The organism is Haloferax namakaokahaiae (genome assembly GCF_042663225.1).
Lineage (GTDB): Archaea > Halobacteriota > Halobacteria > Halobacteriales > Haloferacaceae > Haloferax > Haloferax namakaokahaiae.
The window spans coordinates 65,999-79,488 of sequence record NZ_JBHTAA010000015.1 but is presented as its reverse complement, the minus strand read 5'-3'; the positions used below and the strand labels follow the sequence as shown (position 1 = coordinate 79,488).

At 60.5% G+C, this 13,490-nt stretch carries 10 protein-coding genes; 6 read left to right on the top strand and 4 right to left on the bottom strand.

The features are described 5' to 3' along the window. Positions 1 to 6 precede the first annotated feature (6 nt). Complete coding sequence (locus ACFQJC_RS17940) at positions 7 to 1,932, bottom strand: ArnT family glycosyltransferase (protein WP_390226053.1); 1,926 nt, start codon at positions 1,930 to 1,932, stop codon at positions 7 to 9. 196 nt (positions 1,933 to 2,128) lie between these two features. Further along, positions 2,129 to 3,622 (bottom strand): flippase, encoded by a 1,494-nt coding sequence (locus tag ACFQJC_RS17935; RefSeq protein WP_390226051.1) that lies wholly within the window; start codon positions 3,620 to 3,622, stop codon positions 2,129 to 2,131. Between the two features lie 582 nt (positions 3,623 to 4,204). Here ACFQJC_RS17935 and ACFQJC_RS17930 point away from each other — a divergent pair. The 5 genes from ACFQJC_RS17930 to ACFQJC_RS17910 all read left to right on the top strand — a co-directional run bounded on the left by ACFQJC_RS17930 (position 4,205) and on the right by ACFQJC_RS17910 (position 10,784). Then, a complete protein-coding gene (locus ACFQJC_RS17930; protein ID WP_390226049.1) occupies positions 4,205 to 5,905 on the top strand; it encodes a hypothetical protein in 1,701 nt (566 codons plus the stop codon). A 153-nt stretch (positions 5,906 to 6,058) separates the two neighbouring features. After that, the gene (locus tag ACFQJC_RS17925; protein ID WP_390226047.1) at positions 6,059 to 7,186 is read left to right on the top strand and encodes a hypothetical protein; all 1,128 of its coding nucleotides are present in this window, start codon (positions 6,059 to 6,061) and stop codon (positions 7,184 to 7,186) included. Between the two features lie 178 nt (positions 7,187 to 7,364). Then, the gene (locus tag ACFQJC_RS17920) at positions 7,365 to 8,423 is read left to right on the top strand and encodes a glycosyltransferase family 4 protein (protein WP_390226045.1); all 1,059 of its coding nucleotides are present in this window, start codon (positions 7,365 to 7,367) and stop codon (positions 8,421 to 8,423) included. 185 nt (positions 8,424 to 8,608) lie between these two features. Further along, positions 8,609 to 9,832, top strand: a complete 1,224-nt coding sequence (locus ACFQJC_RS17915; protein WP_390226043.1) for a carboxylate--amine ligase — start codon at positions 8,609 to 8,611, stop codon at positions 9,830 to 9,832. Between the two features lie 88 nt (positions 9,833 to 9,920). Next, positions 9,921 to 10,784: a DUF5694 domain-containing protein gene (locus ACFQJC_RS17910; RefSeq protein WP_390226041.1), complete on the top strand. Its 864-nt coding sequence runs from the start codon at positions 9,921 to 9,923 to the stop codon at positions 10,782 to 10,784. 91 nt (positions 10,785 to 10,875) lie between these two features. Here the strand turns inward: ACFQJC_RS17910 and ACFQJC_RS17905 are convergent, their stop codons facing one another. Then, on the bottom strand, positions 10,876 to 11,877 hold the full coding sequence (locus ACFQJC_RS17905) for a glycosyltransferase family 2 protein (protein WP_390226040.1): 1,002 nt from the start codon (positions 11,875 to 11,877) through the stop codon (positions 10,876 to 10,878). A 526-nt stretch (positions 11,878 to 12,403) separates the two neighbouring features. Next, positions 12,404 to 12,643 (bottom strand): DUF7120 family protein, encoded by a 240-nt coding sequence (locus ACFQJC_RS17900; protein WP_390226039.1) that lies wholly within the window; start codon positions 12,641 to 12,643, stop codon positions 12,404 to 12,406. Positions 12,644 to 12,795: 152 nt separating this feature from the next. On the opposite strand from ACFQJC_RS17900, the gene ACFQJC_RS17895 reads away from it, so the two are divergent. Then, positions 12,796 to 13,425, top strand: coding sequence for a hypothetical protein (locus ACFQJC_RS17895; RefSeq protein ID WP_390226037.1), 630 nt, complete (start codon positions 12,796 to 12,798; stop codon positions 13,423 to 13,425). The last annotated feature ends 65 nt before the right edge of the window (positions 13,426 to 13,490 follow it).

Below are 13,490 nucleotides of genomic sequence, written 5' to 3'. Positions count from 1 at the left end.
TCGTCTCTAGCGGCAGTATTCGACCGACCCAATCGTGTACACCGTATCCCGCGCCGGGCCACAGACGGAGTCGTGCGGGAGTTGGACCCGGAGCAGTTCGCCGTTGTAGGTCGCCTTCGGTGCGCCCTCAGTTTGGTAGGGGCGATAGACCGCTGCATCCGCGGCTATCGTTCCCCTGTCCGTCAGTTCGAACTGCTTCATCCTGTCGTCCTGCTGCCGCCGTTCGTAGACGGTCCAGTACGGGTGGTCGGTCTGAAGCGTCTCGCCGCTCGGGTGGATGCTCGATATCGTCTCGGCTGCCTGGAGTTCCGATTCCGTGTAGCTGAACTCCGGATAGATGTCGTTGAACACCGGGTCGTCGGGCGTTCCTTTGTGACCAATCATCGTCGCGCCGGGGAAGACGACGGCGAAGATGAGGATGCCAACGACGATGGCTTTCGAGGGGTGATGCGCGGTGAGATACCGCAGTCCGAAGGCCGCCGCGAGCGCCATCGGGACGAACAGGAACGCGAACCACCGGTTCGGAACGAAGGTGTAGATACCGAATATCGGCATTCCGAGGGCGACGAACAGCATGATTCCGGCCGAGATGAGCCACGTCATGTGGAGCATCTTCAGGCGGTTCTGCCGGAGGAGCGTGAACGAACCGATGAGGGTGACGAGTAGCAACAACAGGAATCCAAGCGTGTCGATGAGACCGACCGTCACCGGAATCGTGGTGATGAGCGACTCGATGGTGCTGCTGGTCACCGAGGTGTTACTGACGATGTTGAGGAAGCCAGCGTAGGCCTCGAACTGTCGTCTGAACAGGTCGATCATGCCGGTGAGGAACGACTCGCTCGACAGCGGCGTGTACATCCAATCGACGAACGTCACGACCATCGTGAACGCGAACAGCCCCACGAAGTTCACTTGCTTGCGACTGTCGTACAGGTGGTGTGCGATTCGTTCGGGGAGGGCGTAGCGGTAGCCCAGTTGGGTGACCATGCCCGCCCCGAGGAAGACGAGTGCGACGAACGAGGAAATCTGGTGCGTGAGGACGATTGCGAGACAGAAGAACAGCACGAGCGCGTACAGGGGGCGGCGATTCTCGCTGACGTATATCTTCGCGGCACCGTAGAATATCGCCAGGAAGAACGCCACGCCCATGCTCGTCGGGATGATTTCGAGACCCCAGCGGACGACGTGGTCGCTGACGCTGTACATCGCCAGTGCGAGCAGCGACCACCGAACCGAGAGAAAGTACCGCGAGGTGAAGTATATCAACAGCGTCGAGAAGGGAATCGCAAAGCCCAGCGACACGTACAGCGCCGTTCTGAGCGACGAGTGGAACAGTTCGCCAGCGACGGCGAGAAACAGGTGATAGAGCGGCGCGGCGAAGTACTTCGACTCGGACATCCCCGAGAGTTCTCCCGCCTCTCGAATCGCCCCGGCGAATTCGAACACGTGCGTCCACGTATCGACGCCAATCAGCCCGGGCGTCGTGAGTAACGCGATTCCTCTCAGTATCAGGGCGAACGCCAACAGTTCGCCGATGATGACCGACGGTTGCAGTGCGGACTCCTCCGAGAAGAGAATTTGGACGAAGATGAGCGTGCCGACGACCGAAGCGACCATGAAGAACGGGACGGTTCGACCGTCGGTGAGGAGACCAACTGACACCATCCCGCCGAGACCGACGATGGTCGCGGCACGCAAGACGTGAATCGTCTCTTCTGACAGTTGCCAGTTTGCGAACGACGCATCCTCGTGCCCGTAGTACTTGACGGCGAGAAAGACGACGCTGGCACCACCGAGAACGATGGGGACCGTCTCGATGAGGATTTGAGAGGCGAAGAACCGAAGCGGGAAGAGCACGATTGCGAGCACGAGAACGGCAGTCGCCACGAAGGTGTCCAACTGCCGCGTTCCGAATGGGCTGTTGTTAATCAAGCTCGTCCCTCGTGATTGCTGTCACGGCGACATCTGAGCTCGATTCGTTCAGATATCTCACAATGTGCGGGTCGTGTGACTGTATCATATGACGATTGATTGAGTAGTTCCGATATTGGTTGTTTACTGCCTAATTGGGTAAGGGTACGCTCCTGCCGGTCAGTCCTCAGACCGTGGGGTTTCGACGCGGCGTCTCTCATCGTGAGACCCTCTCCACGGGGACTGGAATCGCCGAGAGACCCACTCGAACTTCTCTTCTATCGATGGCACCGGTCGTGAGGGCGACCGCCCAGAACAACAGGAAGCCGACCGGCGGCACGAGTACCAGTGCGACGATGTCGTTGACGATGACCGACTCGACGCCGAGGACGAGTGGAGCACTCACGAGCGCGGTGACGACCACCCGAATCGGACGGACGCCGGTCAGCGGCCGATATCCGAGGTAGTACCCGCAGACGACGTGCAGGACGAACATCGACCCGTAGCTGATGCTCGTGGCGATTGCGGCACCGATCATTCCGTATCGGGGGATGAGCAGGCTGTTCAAGACGATGTTCCCCACCGCCGCCAGTGCCGTCGCCCCGATGAGGGGCCGGAGTCGCCCCGTCGCCGTGTTGATTCCCGATAGCGGGATTGCGAGTGCGAAGCCGAACGCCCCGAGGAGCAGGTACGAGAGCGGCTGATAGACGACGGCGAACTCGGTACCGTAGTAGATGGGGATGAACCGGTCTGCGAGCGCGAACACGCCGATGACGAGCAGCGAGGTGATGAGAAAGACGTAGCGAGTGACTTTCCCCGCCAGTGCGCTGACACGTTCGTGCTCCCCGCGCGACCACATCTTCGACGTCGAGTGGAGCATGAGCGTCTGGAACGCCGTCGGAATCAGCCAGATGTACTCGGCGAGTTCCAGCGCCGCCTTGTAAAATCCGGTCTGCTCGCCGCTGACGAGCAGGCGTAGCATCATGATATCGACGTGAAAGAGCGAGGTCATCAGCAACACGAGCACGATGTTCAGGCCGTTGAACGACAGCAACTCACGATACGGGAGCGCAACCATGGGTTTTCGAACCATCGCTCGAAGCGAGAGACGACGGGACAACACGGCCACGCCGACGACGAACACGACTGCCGACCCGATGGCCTGTGCGACGAGGAAGCCGGCGACTCCGAATCCGATAAATGCTAACCCGAGACCGATTCCCACCAAGATGAGTTTCTCGACGACGATGAGCGACTCAGAGTAGGGTTCGAGTCCGAGTCCGAGCAACGCCCGACGAACGAAGGACCGAAGTTGGACGGTGATGACGAGCACCGCGAGCAGGTAGAAGTACACCTCGAACTCCCTCTCCAGCACCTGTTGGAGGACGCCCGAGGCGGTGAGTAACGCGAGCGTGGCGCTCCCGACGACGGCGAGCACGACGGCGAGTTTCAGGTAGAATCCGACGACACCGCTTTGCCACCTGTCGATGTCGTCGCGTTCTTCGGCGACGAACTTCTGGGTCCCTTCGGTCACGCCTGAGCTAACCAGAATCATGAGCAGCGAAAACGTGGACAAGAGAAACGCGTAGTTTCCGTACCCGGTTGGCCCGAGCACGCGGACGATGAGTGGGAGCGAGAGGATGCCGATGACCGAGGTCAGCACCTTCCCGTTCAAAATTGAGAGAAAGCCACTCGTGAGGTCTCGACTCATTGTGGACCGATTCGACGGTATTGGTCATTGTAATGGAGAGTCTAGTTCACCGATGACTCCGACGAATCGAGCGACGCTCTTCGCTCTGTTCGACGGCGAATCACACCCGCTTCGAATCGCAAGCTAACGTGACAACAAATCACCACCATTCGCCTCGTAACGTTCTGTCGTATTGAAATGACAATATCACATACACTCACTCTCGAACGTATCGAATAATTGAGTGTTAATCCGTACTATCGACTGATACGCCCGTTTTCGATAGACGTGGCTCTATTGTACCACTCGAAAATGTTGTTCGAGAGAAAGATTAATCGTTCACAAGATGGTGAATTTCTGGGTTAATAGTCTACTAATCGTATGCGTAGTTGGTGACCATCTGGTTAAAATATGCAAACGATTCGTAGCTAAAATAATATCATCTGCGAGGAGCTGGTAAAATGGCTTAATGAGCCGCATTAGTGGGGGATTAGTATGTCAGAGGACAGCCGTCAGGAAGAACGGCCAAACGAATTTGATCGGAGATCATATCTGAAATTAGCGGGTGGGGCACTCCTCGCGGGTGCAGTCGGAACGAGTAGCATGGGAACTGCGGCAGCCGCCGAGTACGACGAAATCACGGTCGGAAGAGGCGAGACGTTCACGGTACGCGTGAACTCCGGTGAGACGTTCGAGAACAAGCTCATCGACATCTCGGCACCCGGCGCGACGTTCGATATCGAAGCCAGCGGGAGCGACTGGGTCGTTCGAAACATCGGCATCAAGGGCGTCTGGGACCAGTACGAGAAGGCAGAGCCGTTCCGCGCTCGCGTCGATGCCGGTGGTACCGGTCTCATCGAGAACTACTACTTCGCGGATGGATGCCCTGACGACACCTACGCTGGCGTCACCGGCATCTACGTCTACCGCACCCACGCGGGGGACCTGACCATCAATCGGACGAACATTCAGGACCTGCCCGACAACGCGATTTACGCGAGTACGCCGGGCTACCCCGAAGAGACCGTCGGGAACCGCTACCCGGGTAACCAAGGCACCGTCGTCATCAAGAACTCCTACGCGGAGGGCTGTCGCGCGTCTCACTTCCGTGTCGGGACGACGGGTTCGCGCATCGAGAACTGCGTCGCCGTCGGCGGCGACCAGGGCGACCGCGGTGTCTGGGCGCGCTTCAACGACATCGAAGTCGTCGGGTGCAGTCTGACCGGTCACGCACAGGGGGACATCGCCTGCGGGACCTACGAGTGGCCCGACGGTGCCGATGCGACTGTCACGCCCACAGACACCTACTTCGAGACGACCGACGACACGCTCACCTACCGCGGAACCGTCCGCGCTGGCTCGTCCGGGTCGCCGACCAAGGCGCTTCCCGACGGCGCGCCCACCAGTGCGGAAGAAGCGGCGAGTGGCGGCCCGACAATTGACTCGACGACCGACAGTAGTGACACCACCACCGACGTGACCGACGCCCCCGATTTGGCGAACACGCTCACCGTCGAGACGGTCGAAGGTGGCCCGCTCGTCGAGTACGAGTTCACCGTCGATGGCCAAGTCGCCAAGGGGTCGGACGCGGAGAGTTCCGACACGCTCGCATCGAGTGACGGCACGACGACGGTCACGGGCAAGACCGGCAACGGGTACGCCGACGACTACGAGTTCGACGGCGAACTCACGGCGTTCAGTGCGAACGTCGATGCCGACAACTACACGGTCCTCGTCAACGGCGAGGAACTCTCGTTCGAGCAGACGAGCATGCTCACCGTCGAGACGGCCGAGGGCGGCCCGCTCGTCGAGTACCGTTTCACCGTCGATGGTGAGGTGACGAGAGGGGCTGACGCGGAGAGTTCCGACTCGGTTTCCTCGAACGACGACGGGACGACGACGGTCACGGGCAAGACGGGCAACGGCTACGCCGACGACTACGAGTTCGAGGGCGAACTGCTCGACTTCAGTGCGAACGTCGCCGCCGACGACTACACCGTCCTCGTCGATGGCGAGGAAATCGAGGTACAGTCCACGAACACGCTCACCGTCGAGACGACCGAGGGCGGCCCGCTCGTGCGCTACGAGTTCACCGTCAACGGCACCGCCACGCGCGGGCCCGAGTCCGAAGGCTCGGAGAAGGTCACCTCGAACGGTGACGGCACGACGACGGTCACCGGGAAGACTGGAAACGGCTACGTCGATGATTTCGAATTCGTCGGCTGGCTCACTGACTTCAGTGCCGATGTTGCCGCCGACAACTACCGCGTCCTCGTCAACGGCGAGGAGGTGGACACGGCCTAGGCGCACCGCACAGCAGTCAATCACACCTTCTGCAGCCACTGACGTGGCTATCGGCACGGTGCAGTCGCTCGTGCCGCGGTTCGACGGGAACGCATCGTTCCCCTCCCGGACCAAACATTCATTCTTCAATCCACTGTCTTGTTAGACAAGACAATGGAGGCCGACGACGAGCGAGAGACATCGGTACGCGAGGGCTCGTCCTTCGCGGTGCGCGATTTCCTTCCGCTCGGTGTTCTAGACGAGGATACTGGTGTCGGTGGCGACAGTCCCGACGACCGAGACGAGAGTACTGCTGCAGCGACCGACAGTCCCGACGGAGGCGACGAGGGTGTATCTCGACTCACGCTCGACCGTCGCTCCCTGCTCAAAGCAACCGGGGCCGTCTCGGTCGCGGCCGTGGCCGGAATTGCGAGTCTCTGGGCCGCTGACAGTGCTACGCCTGAGTACGAGGAAATCACGGTCGGTGCCGGCGAGACGTACACTGCCCGCGTACACTCCGGCGAGACGTTCGAGAACAAGCTCATCGACATCTCTGCATCGGGTGCCACCTTCGACATCGAGGCCAACGGGGCCGACTGGGTCGTCCGTAACGTCGGCATCAAAGGCGTCTGGGACCAGTACCAGAAAGCAGAGCCGTTCCGCGCTCGCGTCGATGCCGGCGGTACCGGTCTCATCGAGAACTTCTACTTCGCCGATGGCTGTCCCGACGACGAGTACGACGGGGTCACCGGCATCTACGTCTACCGGACTCACGGTGGCGACTTGACCATCAACCAGACGAACATTCAGGACCTGCCCGACAACGCGATTTACGCGAGCACACCGGGCTATCCGCGAGAGACGGTGGCAAATCGACTCCCCGGAAAGGGTGGGACGGTCACGATTAAGAACTCCTACGCGGAGGGCTGTTGCGCGTCTCACTTCCGCGTCGGGACGACGGGCTCGCGCGTCGAGAACTGCGTCGCCGTCGGCGGCGACCAGGGCGACCGTGGCATCTGGGCGCGCTTCAACGACATCGAAGTCGCCAACTGCCACCTGACTGGCCACGCCCGGGGGGACGTCGCCTGCGGGACCTTCGAGTGGCCCGCGGGCCTCGACGCGAGGGTCAGCGTCGTGGATACGTACTTCGAGACGACGGATTTGGGGCTGTTCTACCGCGGTACCGTGTTGGGATTGCCGACCGGGTCACCAGAGCCTACCATGCCACCGATTCCGACTAGCGCCGAAGCCGCGGCACAGGGAATCGCCACGCGACCGAGAACGGGGACCACCGATAGCTGAGTTGACCACCGACGCTCGAGTCCGGCGAGTGTGCCCCTCGCTCGGACTGGTCGGTCCGTCTGGCACAACGACGCATTGACTCGATTTGGTGCTGAAAAACTGTGGTCAACCGACCCATAACTATCCACCACGCACGCAACGGTTCGCGTACGGATACACACTCTTCGCACGTGATACTATGACACACTCGCAGAAACTCCTCATCGTCGGCCCGAAAGGGACCGGCGGCATCGACCGGTACATCACGGAACAACAGCGACATCTCAGCAACCGAATGGACGTCCGTGTCTACACGAAATACTCCTCACCGGAGGGTGAGGGCCTCGAACGCGGCGTTCGAATGGTGTTGTCGTCGCTGTGGGCGATACTCTTGTTCCCGTTCCAATCCCGACCCGACGTCGTTCACGTCCACACCTCTCATACGTACTCGTTCTACCGCTCGGCGTTCTTCGTCTTGTTCTCGGCGTACGTGTGGGACGCCCCCGTCGTACTCCACATCCACGGGTCGTCGTTCGACGAGTTCCTCAACACGCGTTCACCCATCGTCAAGCGTCTCCAATCGATGGTCTTCAGAACCGTTGACGACGTCGTCGTCCTCTCTGAGTACTGGCGTGGCGTCGTCTCGCCGCTCGCCGACGAGGAGAAGATACACGTCCTCGCCAACGCGGTGGACCCGAGCGAGTACAGTCCGAGGTACGATGCCGACCCGGTGCATCTGGTCTTCGTCTCGAACCTCATCGAGCGCAAGGGCGTGCTCGAACTCCTCGACGCAATCGAGCGTCTCGAAGCGATGCCTGATCTCTCGTTCCAGGTGACCATCGGCGGTGGCGGCCCGCTCGCGGACCGTGTCGAGGCAGTCGCACGCGAGTACGACAACGTCGAGTACCTCGGATTCGTCACCGAAGCCGAGAAGTGCGACCTGCTGAGTCGCGGGTCGATTTTCGTCCTCCCGACCTACGCGGAAGGACTCCCCATCGCCATGCTCGAAGGGATGTCGGGCGGCAACGCCATCGTCTCGACGCCCGTCGGAAGCATCCCGGAAGTCATCACCAACGAGCGCGGTCTCCTCGTGGAACCCGGCAACGCGGCGGGGTTGACCACCGCACTCGAACAGCTCATCCGCGACCCGCAACTCGTCTCGGAGATGGGGCGTGGAAACCGACAGGCCATCGAAGACCAGTACTCGTGGCAGGCGACGGCGAACGAACTCGTCGAAATGTACGCGAAAGCGGACTAGTACGAAGGTAAGAGGCTCCTGATTTCCGTACTTTCTCGGCTATTTTCCTCGATTTTCACGTTAGAATGGGCCTTACTACCCCGCTCTCGCGTGAACACAGTGCTGATACGCATGGCACATCCGACGATCTGCCGTCCTGATTCGGTGGGGTGTATTCGCTCCCACCCAGCAGGAGGGGCACGCTGATGGTCGCAAACCGGGTTCTCGTCCTCGATACGAATCTCAGACAGGGAATCGTGACACTCCGGAACTTAGGTCGCCACGGCATCGAAGTCACCGCCGGTGCGACGACGAAACTCAACCCCGGCGCGTACTCGAAGTACGCGACCCACTCGATTCGGTATCCCTCTCCAGACGGTGACGCGACGGCGTTCGCCGACGCAATCGAGGCCGAACTCCGCGAACGCGACTACGACATGGTCGTCGGTCTCGGCAACGCGACCATCCCCGCACTCACCAAACACCGCGACCGATTCGAACGGTACACGGCCGTTCCCTATCCGCCACACGACCTGCTGATGGTCGGCTTCGACAAGTGGTACAGCTATCAGGCCGCCTGCGACGCGGGAATTCCGGTTCCGAAAACGGTCCTCCCGGATGCAATCGAGTTCGACGACGTGGAAGCCGAGGTTGGCTATCCGGTCGTCTTGAAACCCCGCCGCAGCCACAGTCGCCACGGCGTCGTCGTCTGCCACTCGCAGGCCGAACTCGAAGCGGCCTATCGAAACCGGGACCAGTCGCTCGGTTCGTACCTCGTCCAAGAGTACATCCCGAGCGAGGGCGAGATGGGCGTCTACACGCTCTACGACTGGTCGTCGAACCTCGTCGGACTCACCGTGCAGCGACGACTCCGAACGAACCCGCCGGAAGGCGGCATCAGCACCCTCCGCGAGACGATTGTCCACCCAGAGGCGGTCCAGTACGCCAAACAACTGCTCGGTTCGATCGACTGGGTCGGCGCGGGCATGATCGAATACCGCATCGACAGTCGTGACGGGGTGCCGAAGATGCTCGAATTCAACCCTCGGTTCTGGGGCAGTATGGCGCTCTCCGTCTTCGCGGGCGTCGAGTTCCCGTACCTCCTCTACCAACTCGTGACGACCGGGACCTGCGACGCACAAAAATCCTACAGAGTGGGGGTTCAGGCACAGCACTTCGCGGGAGAAGTCGGACAGTTGCTCAGTCGCCCGGACAAGCTGACCGCCGCCCGCGAACTCCTCAGACGACCCGATTCGCCGCGAACGTACGACGTGCTCAGCCGCGACGACCCGCTCGCAGCGGTCGCGTACGTCGCGCTGAACGTCCAGCAACTGACGACGCCGCTTACCGAGCGACTCCTCCGAAGAATCAGGTTTCGAAGGTCGCGGCGGATGAAACCCGTCGTGGACATGGTGGGCCGCTTGCGTTGAGGTGTTAAGGGTCGAATCTGCAGTCCATATTCACGTCTATTTGTTCGGTGAATAAACACTTATCAACGGTTTTCATTTTGATACGTGTATGCGTAGGCCGAACGCAGCCGCCCGAAAATCCCCGACGTGGCCGACCCCCACACCGGAACAGGTCGAAGTCGTCCTTCTCGGAACCTACCACATGGATAACCCCGGGTTAGATGCGGGAAACGTCGATGCCGACGACGCCCTCAGCGACGACCGACAGCGGGAACTCCAAACTCTCGTCTCGAATCTCGAAGCAATCGACCCAGATTTCGTCGCTATCGAACGCCCAGCGTCTGCGGCGGACGCGGTACAGGACGCCTATTCTCGATACCGAGACGGCGAGTTCTCGTACGACGAAGAACACGCACTCGATTCGATGCATCCGGAGCGTGACGATGCGACCCAACGAAGTCGGAGTGAAGTCGTGCAAGTCGGGTTCAGGCTGGCCGACCGCCTCGGCCACGACCGCGTTGTCCCGGTTGACGTACCAGAGACGCTCGGCGACGACCCCGACTTCGAGACGCTAGAGGAGCGCGGGTCCGACCACTCACCGAAGATAGACGTTCCTCGATTCGACCCGGGAGCGCTGGAAGAGTCTCTCTCGGAGCGTCTCGAAACCTCGTCGATTCCAGCATATCACCGCTATCTCAACGAAGAGGCTGCACTCCACTACAATGAGGGGATGTTCGACCACTATCTTCGCATGGGTGACGGTGAGAACTACGCCGGTCCCGACGCGCTTGCAAGGTGGTATCGTCGGAACCTCCGTATGGTCCACAACATCTGGCGCGCCGTGGACGACGACACCGAGCGCGTTCTCTTCTTGGTCGGGTCCGGTCACGTCCACATCCTTCGACATCTCCTCACCGAATTTCCGCAGTTCTGTCCGGTGAGTCCGCTTCCGTACCTGCCGCGAGACAACTAATATCGGTGTAGCTGGTCGGAAATTCGGTGAATCGGCATAGTGTACGCGTCTGTAGAAAATGTGTTCGCCGTTCGTCGGCAGTCTCGACCGGCTATCGTCGGAATTTTCGCCGCCCGGAACTCGACAGTTCGTCGCTGTTCTTCTTGTCTCCCATCATCGCACTGAGGAGCGACGCGACGCCGAGAAGCGACATCTGCATCGACCGTTCGGTCTCACCGCGTCTCGTGAGCACCCGCCAACCGGTCTGGAGGACGCCGATGAGCGTTGCGAGCGCGCCGATGACGTAGAGCACTACGACCGGGTGGACGCCGGATTTCGTGTACTTCACCCAGAGACGCCACACGAAGTTGCGAAGGAGGAGCGCCGAGAGTTTGGGGATGAACGTCGAGTAGCGAATCCCGCTTTCTTCGTCGCCGTAGCGGGAGGGCATCGGCACGCTCGCCACGCGCTTGCCGTGGACGTTGAGTTTGACGAGCATGTCGTTGAGGAAGCCGTACTGGTCGTAGAGGCTCTCCATGTCGATATCGCGGAGCGTGTCCGCCGAGACTGCCGTGTAACCGTTTTGCGGGTCTCGAATGTGCCAGTAGCCGCTGGAGATTCGCGTCAGGCCCATGAGGAGGACGTTGCCGAACAGGCGGAAGGGTGGCATCCCGACGAGGTGTCTCGTATTGCTGAGTCGATTGCCGACCGAGTAGTCGGCCTCGCCGGCGACGACGGGGTCGAGAATTTGGTCGAGAATGTCCGGGTCCATCTGTCCGTCGCCGTCCATGACGGCGATAACGTCCATCTCGTCGGCGAGCGCCTGGCGGTAGCCCGTCTTCACTGCTGCGCCGCGACCCTGCTGGGTCTCGTGTCGAATCGGGACGATTCGTGAATCGAGTTCTTGGCCGCCGTCGCTGGCGAACGGGGCGACTCGGCGCGCAGTGGCCTGTTCGGTGTGTTCGAGAATCTCGTCCCACGTTCCGTCGCGCGAGCAGTCGTCTACGATGTACGCCCGGTCAACGAAGGATGGCATCGTATCGATGACCGGTCCGATGAACGATTCTTCGTTGTGGGCGGGAACGACCACGCCGATTGCCTTACCGCGATACATTTCGCCCTCCGTGCCCAGTTGCGGCCGACTGAGCGGGCCATACGTGAGTGGACTCCTCCGATACCGTCTGCGTGGAGGATTCCGAGAACATTAGACACATTTTCTAGTTCGAGTCCAGATTGTGTCAGAAACATCTTTGTTAATCGCCACCGACCAGCATCTCCAATCGGTCAGCCACTCAACAACCGAAACCAATCGCCTCCGTGGCTGAAATGGATGGACAAGAATCGAGGCGAATCGAGATTGGGTCGGAATAGTGGGGCGGCGGCCACCCAACGTATCTGAAAAATATCATACTAATCGTGTCTATCTCGAATTACTGATAGTCGTGAATCGAGACACGTTTTCGCACGCTGTAGTTTCGCTGGTCTCTTCGGCCCCGTACGGCGGTTGTGTCGCGTTCGAAGTCTCTGTTCAGTAGCGATTCACGCTCCACCGACCGATGAACAGAGGAACCCCTGTGGGGGAGTCTTGGCGTTGACTAAAAGTTGGGAGGGCGGTGTACACCACCACCTAACTACGGCCGCTAGAGGATGTCGTCGTCGATGCCACCGGGGTCACCGGCAGTATCGAACAGGTTGTTCTGTGCGCTCTCGACGAAGTCCGACCGAATCGCGATCTCTTCTTCGACGGGGGCGCCGTAGGCGTCCATCCCCATCGACAGCAGTTCTTCGACTGCCTGTTCTTCGCTAATGAATTCCTCGTCCACCAACTGTTCGAACTCCACGAGCAGTTCGTCGGGCAGGGTCACTTCAACGACGGGCATTATCCGCGCTTCGTGCTCAACGTACTTGAGCAACCGGGTGTGACAGAGCGGAATAACCGGGTCGCTTATCACCGTTCATTCTGACTGTCACGACAACGAGACGGTCTAGATTCGGCGACGGGAACGAACGACACCACTCGGAGGACGACCACATGACACACGACTCTGATTCTCAACCCGACGGTGTCGGTGGTGGGCCTGGTTCGGACGACCTCGATTGGCTTCCCGAGCGCATCTCGCTTCCGAGCGACGAGTGGGTCATCTACCCGCCGGGTGAGCCTCGGCCGGCCAACTTCGCACTCCGGTTCGAGAAGTCGGTTCCCACTGCACTCGTCGGAACCGAGTCGGGTGATTCGCCCGGGGTCCACGTGCTTCCACATCCCGGTGGGTTGTCGGTCTCTGCTCGTCTCGGCGGCCTGCTCGACGAGTCTATTCGAGAGTTTCAGCCACCGACGGCCGAAACAGACAGGGTCGAAATCGCATCGTGGGTCCAGACGTGGGTCGAGACCCTCGACGACCGGACCGAATTAGAGCGGATTCGGTCTGCGTGCCGTCCGGTTCCCAACGCGGGAGACACGGTCGCTCGCGCGCTCTTCGACCACTTCGACCGGGCTGACCTCGTCGCCGCACACATCCTGGACCGAGACACGCGTGCGCTGTGCGCCGTTTCCGGCATCGCCGAGCAGACGGCAGAAGAGCTGGTCGTCCACTACGGAACCGACACCGAGTGGGACTACTACCGAAGTCGCCAATCGGGGTCGCGTGAGTCGCTCGACGACTGAGACGAATGCAGCGTCGGTGAGTAAAACGGGATTTTGACTCTCACGTAGGGTTATGCGCTCGACGC

Bases quoted from the DNA above. Each gene is read 5' to 3' on its own strand.
- ACFQJC_RS17930 (WP_390226049.1), top strand. From the start codon at position 4,205: ATGGGAACTGCGGCAGCCGCCGAGTACGACGAAATCACGGTCGGAAGA.
- ACFQJC_RS17920 (WP_390226045.1), top strand. From the start codon at position 7,365: ATGACACACTCGCAGAAACTCCTCATCGTCGGCCCGAAAGGGACCGGC.
- ACFQJC_RS17900 (WP_390226039.1), bottom strand. From the start codon at position 12,643: ATGCCCGTCGTTGAAGTGACCCTGCCCGACGAACTGCTCGTGGAGTTC.
- ACFQJC_RS17895 (WP_390226037.1), top strand. From the start codon at position 12,796: ATGACACACGACTCTGATTCTCAACCCGACGGTGTCGGTGGTGGGCCT.
- ACFQJC_RS17915 (WP_390226043.1), top strand. From the start codon at position 8,609: ATGGTCGCAAACCGGGTTCTCGTCCTCGATACGAATCTCAGACAGGGA.
- ACFQJC_RS17925 (WP_390226047.1), top strand. From the start codon at position 6,059: ATGGAGGCCGACGACGAGCGAGAGACATCGGTACGCGAGGGCTCGTCC.
- ACFQJC_RS17910 (WP_390226041.1), top strand. From the start codon at position 9,921: ATGCGTAGGCCGAACGCAGCCGCCCGAAAATCCCCGACGTGGCCGACC.
- ACFQJC_RS17905 (WP_390226040.1), bottom strand. From the start codon at position 11,877: ATGTATCGCGGTAAGGCAATCGGCGTGGTCGTTCCCGCCCACAACGAA.
- ACFQJC_RS17935 (WP_390226051.1), bottom strand. From the start codon at position 3,622: ATGAGTCGAGACCTCACGAGTGGCTTTCTCTCAATTTTGAACGGGAAG.